A 25496-nucleotide genomic window follows, 5' to 3' on the forward strand; every position below is an offset into this window, starting at 1 on the left:
CTTCAAGACGCAAAAAGGGCGCCGGGTTGCCCCGGCGCCCTCGCTTGGACCAAGCCCCGAAGGGGGGGTGGGCTCAGCCCATGCGTTCGCCGTGCAGCGACACGTCCAGGCCCTCGCGTTCCTCTTCTTCGGTCACGCGCAGGCCGATCAGGATGTCCACGATCTTCAGCAGGATGTAGGACGCGACCGCCGTATAGGCGAAGACCGCGGCCGAGGCCTGGACCTGGATGATCAGCTGATCCATCGAACCGATGATGCCGTCCGGCGCCGCGGTCGTCGCCGACAGCGGGCCATAGGCGAACCAGCCGACCAGGATGGCGCCGACGATGCCGCAGATGCCATGCACGCCAAAGGCGTCCAGGCTGTCGTCGTAGCCGCACATGTGCTTCAGCGCGGTGGCGCCCCAGAAGCCCGCGAGACCGGCGACCAGGCCGATGATCACGGCCGGGATCGGCAGCACGAAGCCCGAGGCCGGAGTGATCGCGACCAGGCCGGCCACGACGCCCGAGATCGCGCCCAGCACCGACGGCTTACCCTTGATGATCCACTCGGCGAAGATCCAGGCCAGCGCCGCGGCGGCCGCGGCCAGTTGCGTGACCAGCATGGCCATGCCCGCACGGCCGCCGGCGGTCAGCGCCGAACCAGCGTTGAAGCCGAACCAGCCCACCCACAGCAGGCTGGCGCCGATGACGGCGAAGGCCAAGTTGTAGGGCGACATGTTGTCGGCGCCGAGCCCGACGCGCTTGCCCAGGACAAGCGCACAGATCAGGCCGGCGACACCGGCGTTGATGTGCACGACCGTGCCGCCCGCGAAATCGAGCGCGCCCAGGGCAAAAATCCAGCCATTCGGATGCCAGACCCAATGCGCGATCGGGCTGTAGACGACCAGCGACCACAGGATGGTGAAGACCACCAGCGCCGAGAACTTCATCCGGTCGGCGAAAGCACCGGCGATCAGCGCCGGGGTGATGATGGCGAAGGTCATCTGGAACATCAGGAAGACGCTCTCGGGGATGGTCATCGCCACCGCCGCGTCGCCCGTGCCCAGGGTGAAGGGCTTGTCCCAGTTCTCGGCCAGGCCGTTCAGGAACAGGCGCGAGAAGTCGCCGACATAGGCACCGCCCTCACCAAAGGCCAGCGAGTAGCCCACGACCATCCAGACGATCGAGATGATCGCCGCGATCGAGACCGACTGCATCATGGTGGCCAGGATGTTCTTCTTGCGGACCATGCCCGCGTAGAAGAGCGCCAGGCCCGGCACGGTCATCATCAGGACCAGTGCGGTGGAGGTGAGCATCCAGGCGGTATCGCCGGCGTCGACCTTGGGCGCTGCATCCTGGGCGAACGCCGGCATGGCGGCGAACAGCAGGACAGGCAACGGCGCGAAGGCGCCGCGCGCCAGAAAGCGCATCATTCTATTTCCCCTCGTCGGATTGATTGGTGGCGTCAGATCGGCAGTCACAGCGCGGCGTCGTCCGTCTCACCGGTGCGGATGCGCAGGGCGCGTTCCACATCGAGGACGAAGATCTTGCCGTCGCCGATCTTGCCGGTGCGGGCGGTGCCGGCGATCGCTTCGACGACCGCATCGACCATGTCGGCCGGCACGGCGACCTCGATCTTCAATTTGGGGAGGAAGGAGACGTGGTATTCCGCCCCCCGGTAGATCTCGGTCTGGCCCTTCTGGCGCCCGAAACCCTTGACTTCCGTCACCGTCAGCCCTTGCACGCCGAGCGGGGTGAGCGCCTCGCGCACCTCGTCCAATTTGAACGGCTTGATGATCGCGATCACCAACTTCATTTGAAACTCGCCCCCTTGTTCAGTCAGCACGTCTGGGGGTTGTGTTACCAAACCCCGTGCCACGCGGGACCGAACGCCCGGCCGATTGCATTTTCGGCCGCAGCGTGAGGCAAACCGCCGCCGACAGCCTGCCGCGGCGATGCGGCGGACCAAGGGGCATGATTTTTTTGCTTAGAGATTAGGCAGCCGACCCTGCAACCGGCGCCCCCCGATGGAGCAGACCGCCAAGATGACCGACAGTTCACACGCCGCATCCCTGGCAGAGGTCTGCATCATCGGCGCGGGGCCCGTGGGCGCCACGCTGGGCGCGCTGCTCGCCGCCGCGGGGGTGACGGTCGCGGTGATCGACGCCGCGCCATTGCCGCCGATGGAAATGCCGGCCTTCGACGGCCGCGCCTATGCCATCGCCGCGACCTCTCGCAACCTGCTGGACGCCGCCGGCATCTGGGCGCGGCTGCCGGCCGAACCCTGTGCCATCCGCGCGATCCGCGTGGCCGATGGGCGCCCGGGCGAGGCGCCATCGCACCTCAGCCTGCATTTCGACGCGGCGGATGCCGGGGAGGAAGCGTTTGGCTGGATGATCGAGGCGCGGGCCCTGCGGGTCGCGCTTAATGCCCGCCTGCCAGGCATGGCGAACCTGTCGGTCTTCGCGCCGACCGAAGCGACGGTGGAGCGCGATGCCGAGGGCGCCACCGTGACCCTGACCAACGGCCATCGCATCACCGCCCGGCTGGTCGTCGCGGCCGAGGGCCGTCGCAGTCCCCTGCGGCGCGGCGCCGGCATCGGGGAGGCCGGGTTCGACTATCACCAGATGGGGCTGGTCGGCGCCTTCGCCCATGAACGCCCGCATGACGGCTTGGCGCTGGAACAGTTCCTGCCGAACGGCCCCTTCGCCCAATTGCCGATGACCGGCACGGCAGAGCATCCGAACCTGTCGGCCTATGTCTGGTCCGACCGCACCGATATCGCCAAGGCCGCGCTGGACCTGACCGACGCCGGCTTCGGCCGCGAATTGAGACGCCGGATGGGCGGGCATCTGGGGGCGGTCACGCCGGTCGGGCGGCGTTGGTCCTATCCGCTGACCGCGATGCATGTGCAGCGCCTGACCGACACCCGCCTGGCCATCGTCGGCGATGCGGCGCACGGCATCCACCCGATCGCGGGCCAAGGGCTGAACCTGGGCTTCCGGGACGTGGCGGCCCTGGCCGAGGCGGTGATCGAGGCGGTGAACGCGGGGGAAGACCCGGGCGGCGCGTCGGTGCTGGCGCGCTATCAGGCAGCCCGGCGCGGCGACAATCTGGTGATGCTGGGCGCAACCCATGCGCTGGAACGGCTTTTTGGCAATGACCTGGCCCCGATCCGCGCGGCGCGGCGCCTGGGCATCGGCGCGGTGGACCGGATGCCAGCGCTGAAACGCTGGTTCGCCCGACGGGCGATGGGGTTTGGCGGTGTCTCTGGGGGGCTGCTGGCCGGGCGGGGGGTGTGACTCGCGCGGCCAGGGTGGCTATGACCCGCAGCCCAATGCCGCGAACAGAGTCCTGATATGACCGACACCCCGCCCGACCGCCTTTCCGCCAACCCCAAAAGCCCGTTCCATGACGCGGCCCTGCTGGAACGCGGCATCGGCATCCGCTTCAAGGGCGTCGAGAAGACCAACGTCGACGAGTATTGCATCAGCGAAGGCTGGGTGCGCGTCACCGTCGGCAACAGCATGGACCGCCAGGGCCGGCCGCTGACCATGAAGCTGCAAGGCACGGTCGAGGCCTATTTCCGCGACGTCCCAGCCGCCGGCTGAGGGCGCCCGCCGCTCACGAAAGCGTTACTCGGCGGCGAAACGACCGCCTGTGCCATGCTTGCCCCAACCCCCGGTCAACAGGGGGTTGGGAGAAAACCAATGACACATGGCGAAAGCCTCGCCCGGCGCGGGGTGCTGACGGGTATCGCGGCGCTGGCCGCGACGCCGGTACTGGCGCAACGCGCCTATGGCCCCAATGCGCCGCCGCAGCGCTACCCCGATCCCGACATCATCACGCTGGACCCGCGGCGCTTCGGCGCGGCCCTGGGCAATGCCGCGATCCGGCGGCTGCACACGGGCATGGCCTGGGCCGAAGGCCCCGCCTGGCATGCGACCGGGCGCTTCCTGGTCTTTTCCGACATCCCCAACGACGAAGCCCTGCGCCTGACCGAGGAGAATATGCGGGTCAACCGCCGCTTCCGCAGCCCCTCCGGCTTCTCCAACGGCAATACCTTTGATCGCGAAGGGCGGCAGATCGCCTTCCGCCACTACCACCGCGACGTCGTGCGCTACGAACCCGATGGCCGCATCACGATCCTGGCCGCACGGGCGCCGGAAGGCGCGTTCAATGCGCCCAACGATGGCGTGGTCCTGCCTTCGGACGGTAGCATCTGGTTCACCGACCCGGGCTACGGCGCGCTGATGAACTACGAGGGCGAACGCGTGCCGCAATCGGCCGACAGCCCCCGCCCCTTCATGAAAGAGGCGGTCTGGCGCATCGATGGGCAATCGGGCGAAGTGACGAAACTCACGGACGCCCCCTTCAAGCCGAACGGACTGTGTTTCTCGCCCGATTACCGGACCTGCTACATCGCCGACACCGGCGCGAGCCACTACCCCGACGCCAAGAAGCAGATCTGGGCCTTCGACGTGGACGGCCCACGCCTGCGCAACGGGCGCACCTTCGCCGACATGACCCTGGACGGCCGCGCCGGCATGGCCGACGGCATACGCGCCGATGAACGCGGCAACATCTGGTCCTCGGCCGGCTGGGTCGGGGATGGCTACGACGGGGTGCACATCTTCGCGCCGAACGGCGATCGGATCGGGCAAATCAAACTGCCGGAAATCTGCTCCAACGTTTGCTTCGGCGGCACACGACGCAACATCCTGTTCATGACCGCCAGCCAGTCACTCTACGCGGTGGCGGTGGAAACGCGCGGGGCGCATTTCTGCTGACGGGTAGGTTGCGCTTTGAAAGGGGCGTTGCCCCTTTCAAACTATCCCCACCAAGGGGCCGTGGCCCCTTGGAACCCACGCGATTTGGCGCATCGGAGAGAGGGGCGTCGCAGGCGCGCCCGTCATCAAGCGCGCGACATGCCCCTCTCTCCGATGCGCCAATAACTCCGCCGGTCCAGGGGCGGCGGCCCCTGGTTGGGGGTGGTGTGGAGGGGGCGAACAGCCCCCTCCACGGCGCCACCTCACCAGATCAGCGAAACGCCGGCGCGTAGAGCGCGCCACCGGCGCTCCACAGCCGGTTCACGCCGCGGTCGATGCCCAGCGGTGCCAGGTTGCGCTCAAAAACTTCGTTCCAGTTGCCCACGGCCTTGATGGCGTTGAGCATCCACCGGTTGTCGATGCCGAGCATGGCGCCGAACCCGCCGGACACGCCCAGCAGGCGCTGCACGCCGGGGTCGGTGCTGGTCAGGCGGCTGTCGGCGTTGGCGGCGGTGATGCCCAGTTCCTCGGCCTCGATCAGGCCGAAGGCGACCCAGCGCACGATCTCAAGCCAGCGCTGGTCGCCTTGCGCGACGACGGGGCTGTAGGGTTCCTTGGACAGCACTTCCGGCAGGATGACGAAATCGGCCGGGTTCGGCGCGCGTTGCAGGGTGCCGGCCAGGGCGCCGCGATCCCAGTTCATCGCATCGCAACGGCCGGAGAACAGCGCCTGGAAAATCTCCTCCAGGTTCTGCATGACCAGCGGGTTGAGGCGGATGTTGTTGGCGCGCCCGAAGTCGCCGACGATGAGTTCGTTGGTCGAACCGGTCTGCACGCAGACGGTCGCGCCATCCAGGCCCCGCGCCGAGGTCAGCCCCGGCTGCCGCCGCGCCAGGAAGCCCGCGCCGTCGTAGTAGATGATTGCCGGGAATTCGAGGCCGAGCTGCACGTCGCGCACGAAGGTATAGGTGGTGTTGCGCGACAGCACGTCGATTTCGCCCGATTGCAGCGCGGTGAAACGCGCCTGCGCGGAATAGGGCGTGAAGCGCACCTTGTTCGGATCGCCCAGCACGGCCGCGGCCAGCGCGCGGCAGTAATCGGCGTCGAAACCGCGCCAGACGCCCTGGCTATCCGGCACCGAAAAGCCAGGCGTGCCCTGCGACACGCCGCAGCGGATGTGGTCACGCGCGCGCACGCCATCGAAGATCGGCGAGGCGCCGCGCACCGCGCTCGTGGGGGCGGCGGGGGCGGCCGGCGCGGCGGGCGCCTGGGCCGCGGCCAGGCCCGGCAGCAGGAGGAGCGGCGCCGCGAGCATCGCGGTCCTTAGGGTTTGGAGCATGCGTGTTTCCTGCCTGGCTGAAGGGGCCATCAAAGCCCGTGGTCGGACGGTTGGAAACCATCCATTTCGATTGCTGCCTGTCGCCCGGCCAAGGCATCGGCGACGATCCGCCCCGACGCCATGGCCAGGGTGAAGCCCAAGGCCCCCTGCCCGACGTCCAGCGCCAGGTTCTCCAGCCCCGGCACCAGGCCGAGGATGGGCGCGCTGGTCGGTGTTGCCGGGCGCAGCCCCGTCCAGGGGCCGATGCGCATCCAATCGGCGGCATCCGGAAAGGCGTCGCGGGCTTCCCGCACCAGCAGGTCCAGCCGCGCGGGCCGGATGGTGGTGTCGTAGCCCACGAGATCGGCCATGCCGGCGACCCGCATGCGGTCGCCCAGGCGCGCATAGACCACCTTGCGCGCGGCGTCGGTCACGCTGATCTGGGGTGCCGCGGCGGGGTTCGTCACGGGCAGTGTCAGGCTGTAGCCCTTCAGCGGATACAGCGGCAGCGCGAAACCCAGCGGCCGCAACAAGGCCCCGGCGGCGGCCCCGGCGGCCAGGACGAAGGCATCGGCCTCCATCGCACCGGCCGCCGTCATGACAGCCCGCAGCCGCCCGCCCTGCGCGACCAGCTGGCTGACATGCGTGCCCCAGCGGAAGCGCACGCCGTAGCGCTCGGCCAGGATGTCGGACAGGCCGAGGCAGAAGGCGCGGCAGTCGCCCGCCTCCTCATCGGGCGTGTAGATACCGCCGACCAGGCGGGGCGCGATGCGGGCCAGCGAGGGTTCGAGCCGCAGCACCTCGGCCGTATCCAGCGCCTGCTGGGTGCAGCCGAGTTTTGCCTGGAAATCCATCAGCGCCCGGGCGCCGTCGAAACTGCCCTGGTCGGACAGCACCACCAGTTTGCCGGATCGGTCGTAGGAGAAGGCGAGCGACTCTTCCTCGACCAGGCGATGCACCAGCCTGCGGGACAGAGCCGACAATCGCAGCAGGCGCCGCGTGGTCAGGTCGGCCATGGTCGGGTTGCAGGCGGCCAGGAATTTCATGCCCCAGCGCCACTGCCCGGGGTCGAGCCTCGGCCGGAAGCGCATCGGGCTTTCGGGGTTCAGCAGCCAGCCGGGAATCTTTGGGATCACGCCCGGCCCGGCCAGGGGTGCGACGTAGGAGTAGGAAAGCTGCCCACCATTGGCGAAGGAGGCTTCGCGCGCGGCCTCCGGATTGCGTTCCACGATGGTGACGGCATGGCCATCGCGCGCCAGGGCATAGCCCGCGCAAAGACCGGTTACGCCGGCGCCGAGAACCAGAACATCCATGACCGCAGCATCGCGGCGGCGACGCAGCTTGTCGAACCATCCAGCGGCTTTTTTCGCATTTTTTGGCCCCTGGGCTGCCGTCTGCGCGGGCAACCCGCCTCAGATCGCGGCCAGGGCCGCCCACAAGGCTTCCGGCACCGGGGTTTCCAACAGGGCCAGGTTGGTCGCGACCTGGTCCACCGTCTGGTGCCCGGCCACGATTCCGACCACGCCGGGCTGGCGCAGCGGGAACTGGATCGCGGCGGCGGGCAGGCTGACGCCATGCGCGGCGCAGGCCTGCTCCATCGCCGCGACACGGGCCAGGATGTCGGGCGGGGCCGGCTTGTACTGCCAGCGCGCGCCGGGGACGGCGCCGGTCGCGAGCAACCCCGTCTCGAAAGGCGCCGCCACCACCACGGCGATGTGTTCCGCCGCGCAATGCGGCAGCAGCTCGGCCAGCGCGCCCCGGTGCAGCAAGGTGCATTCCCCGGCCAGCATCACCGCATCGAAGCGGGCGGCGCGCAGCAGGCGCAAGGCAGCCGTCGGGTCGCGCAGCGCGATGCCGATCGCGCGGATCGTGCCCTTGGCGCGCAGGCGTTGCAGCACCGGGATGGCACCGGCCATCGCCTCGGCAAAGCGGGCTTCGTAGGCATCGCCGAAAAACGCCGGGATCAGGTCATGCAGGAACACCACATCGAGATAATCCAGCCCCAGGCGTTCCAGGCTGGTCGCGATGCTGCGTTCGGTGGCGGCGGCGGTATAGTCGAAGACATCGCGCCCATCGACCGCCACGCGGCCAAACTTCGTGGACGCGACACAGTCCGCGCGCGGTTTACCGGCCAGGAAGCGGCCGAGTTGGCGCTCGCTCTCACCGCCCGCATAGAGCGCGGCGGTGTCGAAATACCGCAGCCCCGCATCCCAGGCAGCCTGCTGCACGGCGGCGATATCGCCCGCACTCGCGAGACTGCCGCCACCCATGCCCAGCCGCGACAGACGCACGCCGGTGGTCCCCACCGCCACGCGGTCCCGCCCATCCGTCATGCCCGCATCATCCTGGCCGCCATTTCCGCGATCATCAGCACCGGTGCCATGGTGTTGCCCGAGGTGACGCGCGGCATCACGGAGGCATCCACAACGCGCAGCCCCGCAACCCCCCTCACCCGCAATTCGGCGTCCAGCACCGATCCCGCATCGGTGCCCATCCGGCAGGTGCCGGCGGCGTGGTACAGCGGCAGGGCGACATCGCGCACATGCGCTTCCAGCGCTTCATCGGTCTGGATGGCGGCGCCGGGGCGCAACTCCTCGACCACTTCCGATCGCAGCGGTTCGGTCGCGATCAGCCGGCGCAGCACGCGGATGCCGTGCAGGACTGGGCGCAAATCGGCGGGGTCGGCCAGCAGGTTGGCGGTGATGCGCGGGGCCACGCGCGCATCGGCACTGGCGGCCAGCACATGGCCCCGGCTGGCGGGGCGCAGGTTGCAGGCAAAGGCCGTGGCGCCCGGGAAATCATGCAGGGTGAACCCCGCATTGCCGCGATATTCGCCGCTGGCCGGACGGATGTTGATCTGCGTATCCGGCCGCGCGACATCCGGCCCCGAACACAGGAACATCGCCACCTGGCTGCCCGTGGTCGTCAGCAAGCCGCGTCGCGCCAGCGCATAGCGCAGCACATGCCCGACCAGCCGCGGAAACCGCGCTTCCTGATTGAAGGTCGGGTGGCGGCAGCGCATGTGGAATTCGGCGCGCACCTGTTCCTGCAGGTTGCGCCCGACCTCCGGCACATCCGCCACGACCGGCACGCCGAGCCCTTGCAGATGCGCGCCGTCGCCGATGCCCGAGACTTGCAACAGATGCGGCGAACCGACCGCCCCCGCGCAGAGCACCACGTTCTTCCGCGCCGTCGCGGTCTGGCCGTCGCCGAACATCACGCCGCTGGCGCGGCCCTGGTCGAAGACGATGCGCGACACCTGCGCGCCCGTCACAACCTCCAGGTTTTTCCGCCCGCGCGCGGGGGCGAGGTAGGCCGTTGCGGCCGACATCCGCCGCCCATTGCGCATCGCAACGCGATACCAGCCGACACCGGCCTGGGTCGCGCCGTTGAAATCCTCGTTGTGCGGGATGCCGATCGCCAGCGCCGCCTGCCGCGCCAGTTCCGGCATGGGGTGGCGATAGGTGATCTCGCCGACAGAAAACGGGTCCGCTTCCAACGCATCGAAGACCGGCAACACATCGGCGGCGGACCAGCCGGGGACGGCCCATTCGTCGTAATCCTCGGCCTGGCCGCGGATATAGGTCATGCCGTTCAGGCTGGACGATCCGCCCAGCATCTTGCCGGATGGCCAGTAGAGGTCGCGGCCATTGGCCTCGGGCGCCGTGCGCAGGCGCCAGTTCAGCACGGGGTGCGCAATCAGTTTCGACACGCCGGCCGGGATGTGGATCCAGGGATTTCTGTCGGGCGGCCCGGCTTCCAGCAGCAGCACGCGGTGGCCGGGATCCTCCGACAGGCGGGCCGCCAGGACGCAGCCGGCGGTGCCGCCGCCGATGATGATGGTATCGGCGTCGCGCATCAGTTGGCGGTGATATTGCCCTGCACGATCACCTCCCGCCACCGCGGGATGTCGCGGGCGACCACGGCGGTGAAGGCGGCCGTGTCGCGGAATTCGGGCTGTGCACCTGCCGCCTCCAGCCGCGTGCGCACGCCGGGGTCGGCCACCACCTGACGCAGTTGCTCTGCGAAGCGGGCGATGATCGCGGGCGGCGTCGCGGCGGGCACGCCGATGCCGAGCCAGGCGCTGACCTCAAAGCCCGTGAAACCGGCCTCCTCCATCGTCGGCACCTCGGGGGCCGAGGCCAGGCGCTGCGGCGCCGTCACCGCCAGCGCCCGCAACCGCCCGGCCCGCGCCTGGTCCAGGCTGGCGGCGCCATTGTCGAAGATGAAGTCCACCCGTCCCGCCATCAGATCGTTGATCGCCGGCGCGTTGCCCCGGTAATGGACCATCGCCATGTCGAGCCCGGTGCGTTGCTTCAGCATCTCACCCAGCAGATGGGTCAGCCCGCCCGGGCCGCCGGTCGCGACATTCAGCGGTTCGCGGCGGCCGATCGCCAGCAGTTCGGCCAAGGTCGTGGCACGGCCGGGCGGCACCAGCAGGACGTAGGGCGTTTCGGCGATCTGGGCGACGGGCGCCAGGTCGCGCAAAAGGTCGTAGCCGCGCGTGGGGGCCAGGCTTTCGTTCACCGCGTGGCTCGACGTCAGCAACAGCGCGGTATGCCCATCCGGCGCCGCGCGCACGACCGTGGTGGCCGAGACCGTGCCGCCGCCGCCCACCCGGTTTTCGACGACAAACGGCTTGCCCATCTGTTCGGTCAGGCGCTGGGCGATGATGCGCGCGATGACATCGGCCGGCCCGCCCGGGGCAAAAGCGACGACGATCGACACCGGCCGCGTCGGCCATTCCTGGGCCTTCGCGACGGCGGGGGTCAGCACCAACAGGCCAAGCAGCAGGCGGCGGATCATGGGGTGGCTCCGGGTGGGGGTGGCACAGCGGCGGCGTCGCCGGCGGTCAACGCGAAACGCAGGCGATAGAGCGTCCAATCGGGTGGCGCGGTGACCAACCCCTCGGCAAACAATTCGGCACCGATGTCGGCCAGCAGCGGGGCCAGGTCCTCGGGCGAGCCGGCTTCGACCAGCAAGACGGCATTGTTCGGCGGCAGCACCGGTTCGGCCATCGTGAAGGGCACCGATTGCACCCCGGCATCGATGCGGCCGAGATGCGCCGACAGCACCGGGCCGAAATCCGCCAGCCGGTCCAACCGGGCCAAATCCGCCCCCGGCGCCAGCATCGGCATCGCCGCCGCCAGCCCAGCCCCAAGCCCGCCGCCGAACGACCGCACGGTGTCGCAGCCCCGGCGCAGGAAATTGGCAAAACCCGGCCGCATCCGCGCCGAAGCCGGCGTCGGATTGCCCAGCAAGGCGCGATAGGGGGCGGAGGCCAGCACCCCCAAATCAGCAACGGGATAGAGGGTGAACCATTCCGGCAGCGACCCCTGGGTCCGCAGGTAGCGCCGCACGGCCAGGATGCCGGGGATGCCCAGGCGTTCGGGCACGTGTTCGCGCCCGTGCCACAGGTCGTAATCGCCATCCGGGTCGGCGTGGTCATTCCACAGCGCCAGGAATCCGGTGCCCGGTAGGGTCATTTTTTAAACGTTTCCTCAGTCTCGCCGGAAACTAGGTCCGCGCGCGCACCGGGTCCAGTTACCCCCACAAACGCTGGTCAAAGCCGAAGGGAATTTGTTCGCGGATCGCCCCGACATCGGCGTGGCGCGGGTTGACCAGAAGATTCCAGGCGTGGGGCACCAACACGCTGGGCACCCTCAGCACCGGCGACGTATTGGCCTTGAGCCAGGCGTCACCCACGGCGCGCGGGTCGTCGGGCGGCGTGGCCAGGCTTTCCGCGTCGGGCAATTGCAGCCGCAGCAGCACATAATCGGCCGGGATCAGGTCTGGCGGCAGGTCCAGGTGAACCCGCACCTCAAGCACCGCCAGCGCGGGGTGGTCGGCGGCATAGACCACGGGACGCCCCGGGCTGTTCCAGCGCCCGCCCCAGGCCTGCGCCCCCGCCCCGGTCAGATCGGCAAAGCCGGCGCGGCAGAGGCGCCAGGCTTCGATCAGGCGGCGATGCCGTGGGCGATCTGGCCCAGCAGCGCCTCGACCTGGCGTGATCCGGGATCGGTGTCGAGCAGGTCGAGCGGCGCCTCGCCGCCCAGCGCCGTGGTCGGGCGCCGCAGCCAGGCATGGGCGCGGGCGGGATCGGCAAACGTGTCTTCGGCGGTGCCGATCAGGCGCAGGATGCGGGCCAGGCGGTCGGATTGCTCCGGCGTCAGCCGGCCGAGGGCGCGGCGATGGGCCAAGGTTTTGCGCGGAATCGCCAGCCGATCGAGTTCGGCGGCCGTCAGCAGGCCGGTGGCCACGGCGTCATCGGCGGCGGCGGTCGGCAGGCCTTCGCGGATGGCGGGGATGGGCAGGATGACGTTCATGGCGATATGCATAGCGGGCGGGTGCATATCGCCGCAAGTGAAAACGGCCCCAAACAAAAACGGGGGCACCCTGCGGTGCCCCCGTAAACCTTATGCCGCTTCGCTGCTCTCGGCCCGGCGCGCGTGCTTCTTGCGCTCGTTCGGGTCAAGGTAACGCTTACGCAGGCGGACGGCGGAGGGGGTGACTTCCACCAGCTCGTCGTCCTCGATGTAGGCGATCGCCTGCTCCAGGCTCATCCGGCGCGGCGGGGTCAGCAGCAGGGCCTCATCCTTGCCGGCGGCGCGGATGTTGGTCAGCTTCTTTTCCTTGATCGGGTTCACGTCCAGGTCGTTGTCCCGGCTGTGCTCGCCCAGGATCAGACCGACATAGACCTTCACACCCGGGTCCACGAACAGCGTGCCGCGGTCCTGCAGGGAGAACAGGGCGTATTGGATCGCCTCGCCATCGCTGTTGGAGATCAGCGAGCCATTGCGACGGCCCTCGATCGGGCCGGCGAAGGGCAGGTAGCCGTGGAACAGCCGGTTCATGATGCCCGTGCCGCGTGTATCGGTCAGGAACTCGCCCTGGTAGCCGATCAGCCCGCGCGACGGGATCAGGAAGGTCAGGCGCTGCTTGTTGCCGCCCGACGGCCGCATGTCCTGCAACTGACCCTTACGCAGGCTCAGCTTTTGCACCACGACGCCCGAGTACTCCTCGTCCACGTCCACCAGGGCCTCTTCATAAGGCTCCTCGCGCTCGCCGGTTTCGGCATTGGTCTGCATCAGCACGCGGGGGCGGCCGATGGTCAGCTCAAAGCCTTCGCGACGCATCTGCTCGATCAAGACGCCAAGCTGGAGTTCGCCACGACCGGCAACCTCAAAGGCGTCGTTCTCCGAGGACATGGTCACCTTGATGGCGACGTTGCTCTCGGTTTCCTTCAGCAGGCGCTCGCGGATCTGGCGCGAGGTGACCTTCTTGCCTTCGCGACCGCCCAGGGGGCCGTCGTTGATGCGGAAGGTCATCGCCAGGGTCGGCGGATCGACCGGCACCGACGGCAGCGCCGCGGCGATGGACGGATCGGCGATGGTGTCCGGGATGGTCGCCTCGGACAGGCCGGCGATGGCGATGATGTCACCCGCCTCGGCGGTTTCCACCACGACGCGGTCGAGGCCCGAGAAGGTCAGCAGCTTGGTCAGGCGGCCGGTCTCGACGATCGAACCATCGGCGCGCAGCACGCGCACCGGCATGTTCAACCGCGCGGTGCCCTGTTCGATGCGGCCCGTCAGGATCCGGCCCAGGAACGGGTCGGCCTCAAGGATCGCGGCATTCATCGCGAAGGGCAGGTCCGGGTCGAGGCCCGGCGCCGGCACGTGGCTGACCATCAGGTCAAACATCGCCGACAGGTCCTTGCGCGGCCCGTCCATCGTCGTGTCGGCCCAGCCCTGGCGGCCCGAGGCGAAGAGCATCGGGAAATCGAGCTGGTTGTCGTCGGCGCCCAGGGCGGCGAAGAGGTCGAACATCTCGTTATGGACTTCGTCGGCGCGCGCGTCCTGGCGGTCGACCTTGTTGACCACGACCATCGGGCGGATGCCGCGGGCCAGGGCCTTGGTCAGCACGAACTTGGTCTGCGGCAGCACGCCCTCGGCGGCATCGACCAGCACGATGGCGCCGTCGACCATGGACAGGATGCGCTCCACCTCACCGCCGAAGTCGGCGTGGCCGGGCGTGTCCACGATGTTGATCTTGATGCCCTTCCATTCGACCGCGGTCGCCTTGGCCAGGATGGTGATCCCGCGCTCACGCTCCAGGTCGTTGCGGTCCAGGGCGCGTTCGGCGACCACCTGGTTGGTGCGGAAGGCACCGGCCTGCTTCAGCAACTGGTCAACCAGGGTGGTCTTGCCATGGTCGACGTGCGCGATGATCGCGACGTTGCGAAGCTTCATGTTGGCGCTCATCGGGCGCTCTCCTGTTCGGGCCGGAAGGACACGTCCCGAAAAGACGAGTCATGGGGCCAATTGCGTGTTGTCATCACGCCGTGGCGCGCGGGACGTGGGCTGTTCGGCTGGGGCATCTGGGCGTCCGGTGGTTTGGGCGCCCTGGACCGTCCCGTGAAGGACGCGGGGCGTTGTGCAGCGCACACGGTTTTTCGCGTGCGGCGCACACATAGGGCCCCGACGCGCGAAAGGGAATGCAAAACAACGCCGAATCACCCCGTCATGAAGCAGCCCTGTATCGCGCTGCGCGAGGGCAGTTGCAGGTCTGGGCAGGACTGCCCACCCTTTGGGCGATGCCCCAAGCCCTGATCCTCGCCCTCGCCCAACTCGGCGACCCTGCTTTTCGCGGCCCGCTGATCAAGGGCGTGCTGCTGTCGGCGCTGGCGATGGCCGCGCTGTTTTGGGGGTCGGTCGAGGTCGCGGCCTGGTTCGCCGCGGGCAGCGCGGGCTGGGTCGGCTGGCTGGCTTCGGGCCTTGGCGGATTTTTGGGGCTGTTCCTGGCCTGGTGGCTGTTTCTGCCGGTCGCGGTCGGGCTGTCGGGGCTGTTCGTCGAACAGGTGGCGCGGGCGGTGGAGCGCCGGCATTACCCCGGCCTTCCCCCCGCACAGGGCGCGTCCGCGGCGGCCCAGGGCGCCTGGGGGCTGTGGTTCGGCCTGAAGATGCTGGGCGTGCAGGTGCTGTTGCTGCCCCTGATGTTCGTGCCCGGCGTCGGTTTCGTCGTGGCGCTGGCCGTGTCGGCGCTGGTGCTGGGGCGCGGCTTGTTCGAAGGCACGGCGCAGTTGCGCATGGGGCTGGCGGCGGCGCGGGACGCGCGTGCGGCGAATCGCTGGGCGGTCTGGGGGCTGGGCTTGTCGCTGGCGCTGCTGTCGCTGGTGCCGCTGGCGGGGCTGCTGGTGCCGGTGCTGGGGACGGCGGCATCGGTGCATGTGCTGTGGAATAGAAGGACCGACATGGTCTGACGTTCGCCTCGATCTGGCGCGGCGATGGGCCCCTCACCGGGTTGTGCTTTACGCCCGCCCTTGCCCGGCGGGATGCCACGGCCGCAACAGACATCCGGCTGAGACGGGACGCGGCCCCCGCCCGGCGGGATCGCGGTTGATCTGCATCATTGTACCGGAGCCGCCGTTGGCGCTTTCATCCATCGTCCGGCGGCCTCGCCCCTCGGCGAACCTCCCGGTCATGGAGCGAGCGCCATGAAGAAGGTTGCCAGGATCCACCTCGTCCCGAAAGCGATGGAGGGCGCGCCGCCGCCGAGGGTGACGGCAACCCACCCTCATTCGATCGACGAGCTGTTCGCGGCCGGAAAGGCGCTGCGGGACAGCATCCCCCGCGCGTCGCATGGGGCCTGGAAGCGCCCGGCCGACCGGCCGGACCCGATCGCCCTGCTGCAGGAATCCGACGCCGACCGCATGCCGGAGCTGGTGCCGATCCGCTACGGACGCATGCTGCAATCGCCCTTCGCCTTCTATCGCGGCTCGGCGGCCGTGATGGCCAGCGACCTCGCGAAGACGCCGAATACCGGTATTCATGTGCAGGCCTGTGGCGATTGCCACCTGATGAATTTCGGCGGCTTCGCCTCGCCCGAGCGCCACGTGCTGTTCGACATCAACGATTTTGACGAGACGCTGCCCGCACCATGGGAATGGGATGTGAAGCGGCTCGTCGCCTCGATGGTGCTGGCGTCGCGCGCGAACGGGCATGCGGGCAAGGATGGCCGGGATGCGGCCGTCGCGGCGGCGCGCAGCTATCGCAAGCGCCTGCACGCCTTCGCCCGCATGCAGCCGCTCGATGTCTGGTATGCCCGAATCACCGCCGAGGACGCCGCGGCGGCAGTTTCGTCCACCGTTGCGGCGAGGCTGCGCGCAAGGGTCGCGAAGGCGATGTCGGGCAACGGCTCCGAATTCGATTTCCCGCGCCTTGCCGGCGTGGTCGGCGGACGGACCACCATACGCGATGCGCCGCCCCTGATCTTCCATCCCGATGCCGCCCGCACGCCCGAGTTCGACGAGACGCTCAACCAGGTCTTCGCGGAATACCGGGCAACGCTGTCCGATGACCGGCGCGTCCTGCTCGATCGCTACCGGGTGGTGGATGCGGCGATAAAGGTCGTCGGCGTCGGCAGCGTCGGGCGACGCTGCTGGATCGTGCTGTTGATGTCCGCCGCCAACGACCCGCTGTTCCTGCAGGTGAAGGAGGCCGTGGCCTCGGTGCTCGAGCCCTTCGCCGGCGCCGGCGCCTACGGGCACCACGGCCAGCGCGTGGTGATGGGCCAGCGGCTGATGCAGCCGGCCTCGGACCTGTTCCTCGGCTGGGTGACGGCGCCGAACGGGCGCCAATTCTACCTGCGCCAACTGCGCGACGCGAAGATCAAGCCGCTGGTCGAGACATTCGACGCGGAGGTCATGGCGACCTACGGCAGGTTATGCGGCTGGTCGCTGGCCCGCGCCCATGCCCGCAGCGCGGAGGTGGCCGGTATCGCGGGCTATCTCGGCACCGGCGGCCAGTTCGACGAGGAGATGGGCGATTTCGCCATCGCCTATGCCGATCAGGCGGGGCGCGACCACGCGGCGCTGAAGGCGGCGGTGCGCGACGGCTCCGTCATCGCCACGACGGACGCGTAGCCGGGCGATACGCTGCCCTGCCGGCGCCGCCGGGGGCCGCTTCGCCGTATGCACGCGAATTGTCCGCCATCAGCCCGCCTCAGGCAGTATGGCGGTGTCGGGGCGCGGAGGGGTTCTGGCGCGTCGCACCCCCAGGCGAGTGCCGGCGTGGCGGCGCGGGCGGGCCTAGCTCCGGCGCTGCCGCGCACCCGGCGATCGCCCTTGCGCCACCGCGATCGCCCGCCGGGCGGCCGGGATGTCGCCGCGTATCAGAGCATGCCGTGCCGCCGCGATATCGGCGGCGGCGCCTTGCTCCACAGGTTGATCGGCGGTCGCGGCCAGGGTGGAGCGGGTCAGGATCCGGGTTTCCGCCTGTTCCAGCAGCTCCGATGCCCGCGCCACCTGGCGCCGTGCGTCGGCCCCCGCCAGCAGCGCATCGGCCTGGGCGACCAGGCCTCGCACCTCGGCCACCGTGGCCGGGTCCGGGCGGCGGTCGCCGCGTGGTCGTGGTTGCGCCAGCGCCGGGCCGGCAGCCAGCGCCAGCCCGGCTGCGAGTAGCCGGCGCCTCACGCCCCGACCAGGACCTTCAGGTCCGTCTGCGGCCGGGCGCCGACGTGGGAAATCGCCTCGGCCGCGCAAAGCGCCGCCCAGCGGCCGCACTTGGCCAGCGGCAGGCCGCGCGCATGCGCCGCCAGGAAGCCGGCGGCATACGCATCGCCGGCGCCGGTCGTGTCCACGACCTGGGTCGGGGCGGCGGCGACCAGCAAGGTTTCTTCCCCCGCCGCGATCACGCTGCCGGCGGCGCTGCGGGTCAGGGCCGCGATCGGCACCTCGGCGCGCACGGCCTTGGCCGCCGTGGCGAAATCGGGCGCTTCATACAGGCTGATGATCTCGGCCTCATTGGCGAACAGGATGTCCACGCCGTCGCGCAGCAGGGCGCGGAAGGCGTCGCGGTGGCGGCCGACGCAGAAGGGGTCGGACAGGCTGAGCGCCACCTGGCGGCCATTGGCCTTGGCGATGCGCAGGGCGCGGCGGAAGGCGGCCTGGGCGGCCGGCGGGTCGAACAGATAGCCTTCCAGGTAGGTGACGGCGGCGCTGGCGACCGCGGCTTCGTCCACATCATCCTCGCCAAAGGCGACGCAGGCGCCCAGGCAGGTGTTCATCGTGCGCTGCGCATCCGGCGTGACCAGGATCAGGCAGCGCGCGGTCGGCGCCCCGCCCACCAGAGGCGGCGTGTCGAAGGCGACGCCGGCGGCCCGCATGTCGTGCCCGAACACCTGGCCCGGCAGGTCGTTGGCGACCTTGCCCAGGTAGCCGACCCTGGCGCCCAGCGCGGCGGCGGCGGCGCAGGTATTGGCGACCGAGCCGCCACTGCTTTCGATGCCGGGGCCCATGGCGGCGTAAAGCGCCTCGGCCTCCTCCGTCCCGACCAGGCGCATCGCGCCCTTGTCCAGGCCCCGCGCGGCCAGGAAGGCATCATCCGCCCGTGCCAGCACGTCGAGGATGGCATTGCCGATGCCAAGAATGTCGAGCGTGGGGGGCATCGGGCTGTCCTGCTAATGTTTCCCGGCGATTAGGCCGCCCCGGCCTGTGCCGCAAGGTGGCCTGGCGGGGCGCGGCGGGGCCGAGTCGGGGCAGCGGGCGGTTGTGCACGGCCGATGCGGCGTGATAGCCCATCGACCCTTGCTGGCCCCGCCCGCGCGGGCCAGCCTTGATCGCAACATGGATCTGGTGGGGCAGGGGCAACAAGAATGTCGATTTTCAGCCGCCTGAGGCAGCAGGCCTTGCCGCAGGACGGGCCAGCCCCCGACCCCAAGGCGATCTCTGCCCTTCCCCCCGGCGCCCCCGCCGGGGCATTGTCTCCCACGGCGCCGGCCCGACCCGCCGCGCCGCCGCAGCCGACGCAACCTTCCGCCGGCGCCACGCCTTTCCCCAGCGCCCGACCGGGCGCGCTTCACCCAACCGGCACCCCCAGCGGTGCCGCCAGCAAGGACACTTCCATGAGCCTGATGCCCAAGCCCGCCACGCCGTCCGCCCCCTCACCCGGGCTGATGCCGCAGCGGCCGGGTCTGCCGGGCCAGGGTGCCGCCCCCGCACCCGGCCAGATGCCACGCCCGGCCGGCCTTCCGGTCGGCGCCGAACGCCGCACCCTGGTGATCGGCAAGGGCATCAGCCTGGCCGGCACGGTCGCCGACGCCGAACGCCTGGTCATCGAAGGCACGATGGAAAGCCAGATGCTGCAGGCCGCCGAACTCTCGATCAGCGCCACCGGCACCTTCAAGGGTGAAGTCCAGGTGCAGGATGCCGAGATCGCGGGCGTGTTCGACGGCACCCTGACCGCGCGCGGCGCGCTGGTCATCCGCGCCACCGGCCGCATCATCGGCGTCGCCCGCTGCGGGCGGTTGCAGGTCGAGGACGGTGGCCAATTGTCCGGCCGGATGGAGATGCTGGGGGACGGCGCCCCGCCGCTGCCCTCCACGCCAGGCACGCCGGCGGCACCCGCTGCCCCCCGCCCGGTCGCGGCCGACCTGTCCCAGGATTGATCTGCGGATTGAACTGTCAGGGAACTGACCGGCCCGGCCAGCCCCTACGGCTGGCCGGGATGATGGTCGTCGCGGCGGCCCTGGCCGGCTGCACGCCGACGCCCGACATGGCGCATGACGTGCTGGCCCAGGTCATGGCCGACCAACAGGCCAGCATGACCGCGCTTGGCCGGCCGGGCACGTCGCTGGCCTCGGCCCGCGGCATCCCGCAACCGGCGTCGGCCCGCCAGGCCGCGGCCCAGCCCGGCGCCGTGCAACGCGGCACCGCGCCATCCGACACAGCGGCCTTTGTCGGCGCCGCGCCGGATACGCTGCGGCGTTGGCTCGGCGAACCGCGCCTGTTGCGCGCCGAGGGCGAGGCGCAGGTCTGGCTCTACCACACCACAAGCTGCCACCTGGACCTGGTCTTGTATCCGGAGCCCGGTGGCCTGCGGGTCGCCTATGCCGCGGCCCGGGCCAGCGGCACCGAACGCCGCACCGAAGCCGCCTGCCTGCGCGACATCGCCCGCCCGCCAGGTCGCGCCGGGGCGTAGCCCGCGTCAGCCGCGGCGAGAGGCCAGCAGCATCGCCTCCGCCTCCTCGGGCGGGGTGTCCAGCGCCTGTTCCACCACATCGCGGGCAAATCCGGCACGCGCCAGGGCGCCCATCGCCTTCAACCGCGCCGCCGTATCGGGCGGCGTTGCGGCAAAGGGTCCGGCGCGGCGGCGGCGCAGGGTGGCCAGCGCCGCCAGCAGGTCGGCCACGTCCGATTCGGGCAAGGCCGCCGCGGCGGTGTCGGCGGCGACCCCCTTGGCTGCCAGATGGGCGGCGATCGCGCGGCGGGATTTTCCCGCGCGTTGCAACCGCAGCGCCCGCGTGGCGGCGAAGGCGGTGTCGTCCACGGCCCCCGCCGCGGTCATGCGCCGGGCGATCTCGGTCGCGGCGACCCGGCCGGTGGCGACGGCGGCGGCGATGCGTTCGGGCGGCTGGCCTTCGGCCTCGGCCCGCCGGGCCCAGGTCGCGACGCGGCGCTCCAGCACGCGGCGCAGCCCGGCCTCGGTCGCGGCATAGCGGGACAGGTGCAGCAGCGCCGCATCGCGCAGCCGCGCGGCATCGGGCACCGGGCCGGCGGCGGGGGGGCCGGCCGGACGGCGCCGATCGGGGCGCGCCGGGGCTTCGGATGGGGCGGCGGGGCGGCGGCCCCGGGGCAGCTTGGTCATGCGCCCATGCTGGCACGTCATGCGGCGACGCGCGCCTGGGGGTGGCGCCCGGAATGACGCGTCCGTGATCATCCGCGTGCAACCAACCCATGCGCGCCACGTTCCTCCCACAAGCCGCAGCCGTCGCGGCCCGCAAAACCGATCACCTAGAGGAGGCGCTTCATGCTCCGTTCCATGCTTCTGGCCACTGCCGCCGTCGTCGCCCTTGCCGGCGCCGCCCAGGCCGCCGACCCGGCCCCCGCGAACAACCCCGCGGTGCGCGCCATCGACCGTGCCGCCGGCACCAACCTCTCCGGCGCCTATCCGCTGCAGAGCGATGGCATGCCCGGCAACCCGAGCGGCACCGCCGTCGGCCGCGCCCTGGATCGCGGGGCAGTCACGGCCCAGGCGGCCAATCCGCCCGGCACCGCGGTCGGCCGCGCCATCGACCGCGCCGCCGGCACCAACCAGTCCGGCGCCTATCCGCTGCAATCCGATGGCATGCCGGGCAACCCGCCCGGGACCGCCGTTGGCCGTGCGCTGGATGGTGCGGCGGCGACCGTGGCGCCGTCGACGTCCAATCCCCCAGGCACCGCGGCTGGCCGTGCCATCGACCGCGCCGCGGGCACCAACCAGTCGGGCGCCTATCCGGCCCAGTCGGATGGCACCCGCGCCAACCCGCCCGGCACCGCCGTCGGCCGTGCACTGGAACAGGCGGCCCCCGCCAGCGGTCCGCCGGCGACCGGCCTGCCCTCCGGCCGCGGCACGAACTGACCGCGACACCCAATGCGCCCGACCGCACCTGCGGTCGGGCGTTTTTTTGTGCCCGGGCCCCTGGGCGCTACGATGGACAAGCCGCGCGCCGCCCCGTATCGCGCCGGTCACAACGCCGCCCGGAGAGCAAGCATGCCGCAACCCGCCCACCCCGCCGCGATCAATGGCCTGACCCTGGCGCAGGCCGAAATCATCGCCAACGCCGCCCTGGCCAAGGGCCGTGAGGTCGGGCTGATGCCGCTGGCCGTTACCGTGCTCGACGCCGGCGGCCACCTGAAATCCGCCAAGCGTGAAGACGGCGCCAGCCTGATGCGGCCCGCGATCGCCGACGGCAAGGCGTTTGGTGCCCTGGCCATGGGCTTTGGCGGGCGCGAATTCGCCCGCCGCGCGACGGCCGCGCCCGCCTTCCTGAACGCGCTGTCCGACCTGTGCGGCGGCCGCGCCGTGCCTGTGCCAGGCGGCGTGCTGGTGCGCGATGCCGCGCACAACCTGCTCGGCGCCGTCGGCGTGTCGGGTGACATCTCGGCGCAGGACGAAGTCTGCTGCATCGCCGGGATCGAAGCCGCGGGGTTGATCCCGGACACTGGCGACCCGGCGTAAAGGGGGGCTTCTCGCCCCCGACGGCGCAAGGATCGAATTGCTTGCGCCGTCGGGGTCGCCTCGGCGTGGCGCCGCTGGTGAGGACCGGACAACGGGGTGATGCTGCGTAAGCAGGCATTCACGCGCGGGGGGCGATATGGACTTCTTTGGGCAGCCGGAAGCGGGCGACGCGCGCCCCTTCAGCCGGGCGGTAAAGGCTGGCGGCATGGTTTGGATCTCGGGTCATTCCGCCCCGCATGACCCCGCCCGCGGCATCCATCGCGGCGCCACCCCGGCCGAGGAGGTGCGCAACGCCATCGCCTTCATCGCCGGCCTGCTGGCCGAGGCGGGCAGCGGATTGGAGCGGGTGGTGCAGGTCACCATGCTGATCAGCGACCGCGCCGATTATGCCGCCTGCAACGCCGAGTATGTGAAGCATTTTCCCAGCGGGCTGCCGGCGCGGCATACGGCGCTGTTCGGGGTGCCGACGGAGGCCCGGGTTGGCTTCGCCTGCGTGGCCCTGGCTGATTAGAGCCTGATGGCCGTAGGTGCGAATGCGCCGCAGGGCTGAATCACGCGACAAAACAACAAGCTAAACCGCGATGCGTGAGCGAATGCTCACGCATCGCGGTTTAGCGGGCGTTCCGATCAGGCCGGGGTTGCACGCGGCGGCGGCAGTCCTCAGATGCGACCCGTCCATGATGCCCCCAAAGCCCGCGCTGTCGCTCCTGGCGCTCCTCTATCTCTTCCCGCTCAGCGTCTCCGCTGGCCTGCACCAGTACACGGGCGTCGGCGCGGGATGGTGGAGTTCCGATCGTTCGAGCATCGGCCACCTTCCGCCGGCGGCCGAGCATCCCGCCGCCGTGGTGCGGGTCTTTGCCGCCCCGACCGTGCGCTGGCGCGGGGTTTTCGCTGTCCATAGCTGGATCGTCGTGAAGCCGGAGGGTGCCGGCGCCTATACGCGCTACGACTACACCGCCTGGGGCGACCCGATCCGCGTCAATGGCTTCGTGCCCGATGGCCGCTGGTTCGGGCGCGCGCCGGAGGTCGTCTTCGCGGCGGATGGGGATGCGGCGACGGCGATGATCCCGCGCATGCGGGCGGCGATCGATGCCTATCCCTGGCGCAACCCCGGCGACTACCGGGCCTGGCCGGGGCCGAACTCGAACACCTTCGTCGCCGCCGTGCTCGATGCCGCGCCGGAGGTCGATGTGACCTTGCCGCCCACCGCGATCGGCAAGGATTTTCCCTATGATGGCCATTGGCTGCGCCGCACCGCATCGGGCACCGGGCTGCGACTGACGCTTGGTGGCTACGCCGGGCTGACGGTCGGCTGGGTGGAGGGCATCGAGTTGAGTATCCTGGGCGCCGTTGCCGGGGTCGATGTCCGGCGGCCCGCGCTGAAGCTTCCGGGGCTGGGGCGCCTGGGCCTGCCCGCCTGATCTACGGCGCGGTCGCGAAGGTGACGAGTTCCGTGCCTTCCTCGACCATGTCGCCCACCGCGTGCCGGACCTGCGCGATGGTGCCGTCCATCGGCGCGCGCAGGGTGAGTTCCATCTTCATCGCCTCCAGCATCAGCAGCGGCGCGTGCTTCAGAACGACATCGCCCGGTGTCACCATCACGCGCGTCAGGCGGGCGGGAATGGGCGCGATCACGCGGTCGCCGCCGGCTGTTTCCGTGCGCGGTGGGGCGAGAGGGTCTTCCTGCGTCAGCGCGTGGTTCCGGCCGGCGAGGATGATCGTCAGCGCCGCCCCGCGTCGCGCGACGCTGATCCGTCGTGAGACACCGTCGAGCAGAAGCAATAAGCCGGTCGCGTCCTCGATCAGGCTCGCCTGAACCGGGCCGCCGGGGAGGTCGAGGCGGAAACTGCCATCCGCCAGGGGATGCGTGCGCAGGGTGACGGGCGCTTCGTCGCCACGACGAAAACGCAGATCCTGGTAGCCGTCACCATTCATCCGCCAGGCGTCCACCGCAGCCCAGGGCGACCACGGATCGCCGGTCGCACGGGCGGCGGCCTGGATCGCCGTGTCCTGGTCGCGCACGGCGGTCAGCGCGGCGGCCGCCCAGATCGCGGCATCCTCGACCTGGGCCGTGGCCGGCAGCAGGTCGGCGCCGTGGCGCGCGATGAAGCCGGTGTCGAGAGCGGCGGACGCGAAGGCGGTGTGGGCGGCGATGGCGCGCAGCAGGTCGAGGTTGGTGGTGACCCCGACCACCTCGTAGTCCGACAGGGCCGCGACGAGGCGGCGGACGGCGGCGGTGCGGTCCTCACCCCAAACGATCAATTTGGCGATCATCGGGTCGTAGTGCGGCGTGATGGCATCGCCCTCGCGCACGCCGGTGTCCACGCGGACATGGCCGGGGATGTCACGCGGCTGGCGCAGATGCGCGAGACGGCCGGTGGAGGGCATGAAATCGCGTGCGGGGTCTTCCGCATAGACACGGGCCTCGATGGCATGGCCACGGATGGTGAGCTGGTCTTGCCGTAGCGGCAGCGGCTCGCCGGCGGCGACGCGGAATTGCCATTCCACCAGGTCCTGGCCGGTGATCATCTCGGTGACGGGATGCTCGACCTGGAGGCGGGTGTTCATTTCCATGAAGTAGAAGGCGTCGCCTTCGGCGATGAATTCCACCGTGCCGGCGCCGACGTAGCCGACGGCGCGTGCGGCGGCGACGGCGGCCTCACCCATCGCCAGGCGGCGGGCGGGGTCCATGCCGGGGGCCGGCGCTTCTTCGAGGACTTTCTGGTGCCGGCGTTGGATCGAGCAGTCACGTTCGAACAGAGAGACCGTGTTGCCTTGCGTATCGGCAAACACCTGGATCTCGATGTGGCGCGGGCGGGTGAGATATTTTTCGATGAGGACGCGATCGTCGCCGAAGGAGGCAAGGGCTTCACGCTTGGCGCCCTGGATGGCTTCATCGAGGTCGTCGGCGCGTTCCACGACGCGCATGCCCTTGCCGCCGCCGCCGGCGCTGGCCTTGATCAGCACGGGATAGCCGACGCGCGCGGCGGCTTCGGCCAGGGTGGGAAGGTCCTGTGCCGCGCCGTGATAGCCCGGCACCAGCGGCACGTTGGAGCGCTGCATCAGGGCCTTGGACTCGGCCTTCGATCCCATGGCGCGGATGGCCGCGGCGGGCGGGCCGATGAAGACGAGGCCGGCCGCGGCGCAGGCTTCGGCGAACTCGGCGTTCTCCGACAGGAAGCCGTAGCCGGGGTGGATCGCCTCCGCACCCGCGCGCTGGGCGGTGGCGATGATCATCGCGATCGACAGGTAGCTTTGCCGGGCCGGGGCCGGGCCGATCGGCCAGGCCTCATCGGCCAGGCGCGTGTGTCGCGCGCCGGCATCGGCGTCGGAATAGACCGCGACGGTGGCGATGCCGAGGCGTCGGGCGGTGGCGATCACGCGGCAAGCGATTTCGCCGCGATTGGCGATGAGGATCTTGCGGAACATGCTG

General features: G+C 70.4%; 26 protein-coding genes. 11 read left to right on the top strand and 15 right to left on the bottom strand.

All coding sequences use genetic code 11. The annotated features are described in order from the left end of the window. Nucleotides 1-73: 73 nt before the first annotated feature. A complete protein-coding gene (locus tag ACQW02_RS18660) occupies nt 74-1411 on the bottom strand; it encodes an ammonium transporter (RefSeq protein WP_431285926.1) in 1338 nt (445 codons plus the stop codon). A gap of 47 nt (nt 1412-1458) precedes the next feature. Then, entirely contained in the window at nt 1459-1797 is a 339-nt protein-coding gene (locus ACQW02_RS18665; RefSeq protein WP_431281415.1) for a P-II family nitrogen regulator, read from the bottom strand. Nucleotides 1798-2026: 229 nt separating this feature from the next. Here ACQW02_RS18665 and ACQW02_RS18670 point away from each other — a divergent pair, with 229 nt between their 5' ends. From ACQW02_RS18670 to ACQW02_RS18680, 3 genes are all read left to right on the top strand, one after another. After that, a complete protein-coding gene (locus ACQW02_RS18670) occupies nt 2027-3283 on the top strand; it encodes a UbiH/UbiF/VisC/COQ6 family ubiquinone biosynthesis hydroxylase (protein ID WP_431281416.1) in 1257 nt (418 codons plus the stop codon). A gap of 57 nt (nt 3284-3340) precedes the next feature. Further along, nucleotides 3341-3592 (top strand): DUF3297 family protein, encoded by a 252-nt coding sequence (locus ACQW02_RS18675; protein ID WP_431281417.1) that lies wholly within the window; start codon nt 3341-3343, stop codon nt 3590-3592. Between the two features lie 99 nt (nt 3593-3691). Then, entirely contained in the window at nt 3692-4771 is a 1080-nt protein-coding gene (locus tag ACQW02_RS18680; RefSeq protein ID WP_431281418.1) for an SMP-30/gluconolactonase/LRE family protein, read from the top strand. Nucleotides 4772-5021: 250 nt separating this feature from the next. Here the strand turns inward: ACQW02_RS18680 and ACQW02_RS18685 are convergent, their stop codons facing one another. The 9 genes from ACQW02_RS18685 to typA all read right to left on the bottom strand — a co-directional run bounded on the left by ACQW02_RS18685 (nt 5022) and on the right by typA (nt 14317). After that, the gene (locus ACQW02_RS18685; RefSeq protein ID WP_431281419.1) at nt 5022-6089 is read right to left on the bottom strand and encodes an amino acid ABC transporter substrate-binding protein; all 1068 of its coding nucleotides are present in this window, start codon (nt 6087-6089) and stop codon (nt 5022-5024) included. Nucleotides 6090-6118: 29 nt separating this feature from the next. Beyond that, nucleotides 6119-7381: a D-amino acid dehydrogenase gene (locus tag ACQW02_RS18690; RefSeq protein ID WP_431281420.1), complete on the bottom strand. Its 1263-nt coding sequence runs from the start codon at nt 7379-7381 to the stop codon at nt 6119-6121. 99 nt (nt 7382-7480) lie between these two features. Continuing rightward, nucleotides 7481-8401: an aldo/keto reductase gene (locus ACQW02_RS18695; RefSeq protein WP_431281421.1), complete on the bottom strand. Its 921-nt coding sequence runs from the start codon at nt 8399-8401 to the stop codon at nt 7481-7483. Beyond that, a complete protein-coding gene (locus ACQW02_RS18700; RefSeq protein WP_431281422.1) occupies nt 8398-9927 on the bottom strand; it encodes a GMC family oxidoreductase in 1530 nt (509 codons plus the stop codon). The genes ACQW02_RS18695 and ACQW02_RS18700 overlap by 4 nt, the downstream gene beginning before the upstream one ends. Continuing rightward, the gene (locus tag ACQW02_RS18705) at nt 9927-10874 is read right to left on the bottom strand and encodes a Bug family tripartite tricarboxylate transporter substrate binding protein (RefSeq protein WP_431281423.1); all 948 of its coding nucleotides are present in this window, start codon (nt 10872-10874) and stop codon (nt 9927-9929) included. The genes ACQW02_RS18700 and ACQW02_RS18705 overlap by 1 nt, the downstream gene beginning before the upstream one ends. After that, nucleotides 10871-11554, bottom strand: coding sequence for a hypothetical protein (locus ACQW02_RS18710; RefSeq protein WP_431281424.1), 684 nt, complete (start codon nt 11552-11554; stop codon nt 10871-10873). The genes ACQW02_RS18705 and ACQW02_RS18710 overlap by 4 nt, the downstream gene beginning before the upstream one ends. Before the next feature lie 58 nt (nt 11555-11612). Beyond that, a complete protein-coding gene (locus tag ACQW02_RS18715) occupies nt 11613-12080 on the bottom strand; it encodes an RES family NAD+ phosphorylase (RefSeq protein WP_431285927.1) in 468 nt (155 codons plus the stop codon). Further along, a complete protein-coding gene (parS, locus tag ACQW02_RS18720; RefSeq protein WP_431281425.1) occupies nt 12026-12394 on the bottom strand; it encodes a type II RES/Xre toxin-antitoxin system antitoxin in 369 nt (122 codons plus the stop codon). Before parS ends, ACQW02_RS18715 begins: the two co-directional genes overlap by 55 nt. Nucleotides 12395-12484: 90 nt before the next feature. Next, nucleotides 12485-14317: a translational GTPase TypA gene (typA, locus tag ACQW02_RS18725; RefSeq protein WP_431285928.1), complete on the bottom strand. Its 1833-nt coding sequence runs from the start codon at nt 14315-14317 to the stop codon at nt 12485-12487. 344 nt (nt 14318-14661) lie between these two features. Here typA and ACQW02_RS18730 point away from each other — a divergent pair, with 344 nt between their 5' ends. Next, the gene (locus ACQW02_RS18730; RefSeq protein ID WP_431281426.1) at nt 14662-15327 is read left to right on the top strand and encodes an EI24 domain-containing protein; all 666 of its coding nucleotides are present in this window, start codon (nt 14662-14664) and stop codon (nt 15325-15327) included. Between the two features lie 234 nt (nt 15328-15561). Further along, nucleotides 15562-16989, top strand: coding sequence for a DUF2252 domain-containing protein (locus tag ACQW02_RS18735; RefSeq protein ID WP_431281427.1), 1428 nt, complete (start codon nt 15562-15564; stop codon nt 16987-16989). Nucleotides 16990-17154: 165 nt separating this feature from the next. On the opposite strand, the gene ACQW02_RS18740 is transcribed toward ACQW02_RS18735, so the two are convergent. Further along, nucleotides 17155-17538 carry a hypothetical protein gene (locus ACQW02_RS18740; RefSeq protein WP_431281428.1) on the bottom strand — a complete coding sequence of 128 codons (384 nt, stop codon included), beginning with the start codon at nt 17536-17538 and terminating at the stop codon, nt 17155-17157. Next, a complete protein-coding gene (locus ACQW02_RS18745; RefSeq protein ID WP_431281429.1) occupies nt 17535-18512 on the bottom strand; it encodes an adenosine kinase in 978 nt (325 codons plus the stop codon). The genes ACQW02_RS18740 and ACQW02_RS18745 overlap by 4 nt, the downstream gene beginning before the upstream one ends. Before the next feature lie 456 nt (nt 18513-18968). Between ACQW02_RS18745 and ACQW02_RS18750 the strand changes: the two genes are divergently transcribed. Next, nucleotides 18969-19511, top strand: coding sequence for a bactofilin family protein (locus tag ACQW02_RS18750; RefSeq protein ID WP_431281430.1), 543 nt, complete (start codon nt 18969-18971; stop codon nt 19509-19511). Between the two features lie 59 nt (nt 19512-19570). Further along, nucleotides 19571-20044: a hypothetical protein gene (locus tag ACQW02_RS18755; RefSeq protein ID WP_431281431.1), complete on the top strand. Its 474-nt coding sequence runs from the start codon at nt 19571-19573 to the stop codon at nt 20042-20044. A 6-nt stretch (nt 20045-20050) separates the two neighbouring features. Here ACQW02_RS18755 and ACQW02_RS18760 read toward each other — a convergent pair whose 3' ends face one another. Further along, nucleotides 20051-20710, bottom strand: a complete 660-nt coding sequence (locus tag ACQW02_RS18760; protein WP_431281432.1) for a regulatory protein RecX — start codon at nt 20708-20710, stop codon at nt 20051-20053. Nucleotides 20711-20872: 162 nt separating this feature from the next. Between ACQW02_RS18760 and ACQW02_RS18765 the strand changes: the two genes are divergently transcribed. From ACQW02_RS18765 to ACQW02_RS18780, 4 genes are all read left to right on the top strand, one after another. Further along, complete coding sequence (locus ACQW02_RS18765; protein WP_431281433.1) at nt 20873-21463, top strand: hypothetical protein; 591 nt, start codon at nt 20873-20875, stop codon at nt 21461-21463. A 132-nt stretch (nt 21464-21595) separates the two neighbouring features. Continuing rightward, nucleotides 21596-22063 (top strand): GlcG/HbpS family heme-binding protein, encoded by a 468-nt coding sequence (locus ACQW02_RS18770; protein ID WP_431281434.1) that lies wholly within the window; start codon nt 21596-21598, stop codon nt 22061-22063. A 205-nt stretch (nt 22064-22268) separates the two neighbouring features. Continuing rightward, entirely contained in the window at nt 22269-22574 is a 306-nt protein-coding gene (locus ACQW02_RS18775; protein ID WP_431281435.1) for a RidA family protein, read from the top strand. 166 nt (nt 22575-22740) lie between these two features. Beyond that, nucleotides 22741-23484, top strand: a complete 744-nt coding sequence (locus ACQW02_RS18780; RefSeq protein ID WP_431281436.1) for a DUF3750 domain-containing protein — start codon at nt 22741-22743, stop codon at nt 23482-23484. 1 nt (nt 23485) lies between these two features. Here ACQW02_RS18780 and ACQW02_RS18785 read toward each other — a convergent pair whose 3' ends face one another. After that, nucleotides 23486-25492, bottom strand: a complete 2007-nt coding sequence (locus ACQW02_RS18785; protein ID WP_431281437.1) for an acetyl-CoA carboxylase biotin carboxylase subunit — start codon at nt 25490-25492, stop codon at nt 23486-23488. Between the last annotated feature and the right edge of the window lie 4 nt (nt 25493-25496).

It is taken from the genome of Humitalea sp. 24SJ18S-53, from assembly GCF_050632385.1.
GTDB lineage: Bacteria > Pseudomonadota > Alphaproteobacteria > Acetobacterales > Acetobacteraceae > Humitalea.

What these genes read in the sequence shown, in the direction of transcription:
- ACQW02_RS18745 (WP_431281429.1), bottom strand. Translation starts at nt 18,512, where the DNA reads ATGCCCCCCACGCTCGACATTCTTGGCATCGGCAATGCCATCCTCGAC.
- ACQW02_RS18770 (WP_431281434.1), top strand. Translation starts at nt 21,596, where the DNA reads ATGCCGCAACCCGCCCACCCCGCCGCGATCAATGGCCTGACCCTGGCG.
- ACQW02_RS18695 (WP_431281421.1), bottom strand. Translation starts at nt 8,401, where the DNA reads ATGACGGATGGGCGGGACCGCGTGGCGGTGGGGACCACCGGCGTGCGT.
- parS (WP_431281425.1), bottom strand. Translation starts at nt 12,394, where the DNA reads ATGAACGTCATCCTGCCCATCCCCGCCATCCGCGAAGGCCTGCCGACC.
- ACQW02_RS18710 (WP_431281424.1), bottom strand. Translation starts at nt 11,554, where the DNA reads ATGACCCTACCGGGCACCGGATTCCTGGCGCTGTGGAATGACCACGCC.
- ACQW02_RS18735 (WP_431281427.1), top strand. Translation starts at nt 15,562, where the DNA reads ATGAAGAAGGTTGCCAGGATCCACCTCGTCCCGAAAGCGATGGAGGGC.
- ACQW02_RS18690 (WP_431281420.1), bottom strand. Translation starts at nt 7,381, where the DNA reads ATGGATGTTCTGGTTCTCGGCGCCGGCGTAACCGGTCTTTGCGCGGGC.
- ACQW02_RS18675 (WP_431281417.1), top strand. Translation starts at nt 3,341, where the DNA reads ATGACCGACACCCCGCCCGACCGCCTTTCCGCCAACCCCAAAAGCCCG.
- ACQW02_RS18755 (WP_431281431.1), top strand. Translation starts at nt 19,571, where the DNA reads ATGATGGTCGTCGCGGCGGCCCTGGCCGGCTGCACGCCGACGCCCGAC.
- ACQW02_RS18705 (WP_431281423.1), bottom strand. Translation starts at nt 10,874, where the DNA reads ATGATCCGCCGCCTGCTGCTTGGCCTGTTGGTGCTGACCCCCGCCGTC.
- ACQW02_RS18730 (WP_431281426.1), top strand. Translation starts at nt 14,662, where the DNA reads ATGCCCCAAGCCCTGATCCTCGCCCTCGCCCAACTCGGCGACCCTGCT.
- ACQW02_RS18680 (WP_431281418.1), top strand. Translation starts at nt 3,692, where the DNA reads ATGACACATGGCGAAAGCCTCGCCCGGCGCGGGGTGCTGACGGGTATC.
- ACQW02_RS18765 (WP_431281433.1), top strand. Translation starts at nt 20,873, where the DNA reads ATGCTCCGTTCCATGCTTCTGGCCACTGCCGCCGTCGTCGCCCTTGCC.
- ACQW02_RS18780 (WP_431281436.1), top strand. Translation starts at nt 22,741, where the DNA reads ATGATGCCCCCAAAGCCCGCGCTGTCGCTCCTGGCGCTCCTCTATCTC.
- typA (WP_431285928.1), bottom strand. Translation starts at nt 14,317, where the DNA reads ATGAAGCTTCGCAACGTCGCGATCATCGCGCACGTCGACCATGGCAAG.
- ACQW02_RS18670 (WP_431281416.1), top strand. Translation starts at nt 2,027, where the DNA reads ATGACCGACAGTTCACACGCCGCATCCCTGGCAGAGGTCTGCATCATC.
- ACQW02_RS18685 (WP_431281419.1), bottom strand. Translation starts at nt 6,089, where the DNA reads ATGCTCCAAACCCTAAGGACCGCGATGCTCGCGGCGCCGCTCCTCCTG.
- ACQW02_RS18760 (WP_431281432.1), bottom strand. Translation starts at nt 20,710, where the DNA reads ATGACCAAGCTGCCCCGGGGCCGCCGCCCCGCCGCCCCATCCGAAGCC.
- ACQW02_RS18785 (WP_431281437.1), bottom strand. Translation starts at nt 25,492, where the DNA reads ATGTTCCGCAAGATCCTCATCGCCAATCGCGGCGAAATCGCTTGCCGC.
- ACQW02_RS18750 (WP_431281430.1), top strand. Translation starts at nt 18,969, where the DNA reads ATGAGCCTGATGCCCAAGCCCGCCACGCCGTCCGCCCCCTCACCCGGG.
- ACQW02_RS18700 (WP_431281422.1), bottom strand. Translation starts at nt 9,927, where the DNA reads ATGCGCGACGCCGATACCATCATCATCGGCGGCGGCACCGCCGGCTGC.
- ACQW02_RS18660 (WP_431285926.1), bottom strand. Translation starts at nt 1,411, where the DNA reads ATGCGCTTTCTGGCGCGCGGCGCCTTCGCGCCGTTGCCTGTCCTGCTG.
- ACQW02_RS18775 (WP_431281435.1), top strand. Translation starts at nt 22,269, where the DNA reads ATGGTTTGGATCTCGGGTCATTCCGCCCCGCATGACCCCGCCCGCGGC.
- ACQW02_RS18665 (WP_431281415.1), bottom strand. Translation starts at nt 1,797, where the DNA reads ATGAAGTTGGTGATCGCGATCATCAAGCCGTTCAAATTGGACGAGGTG.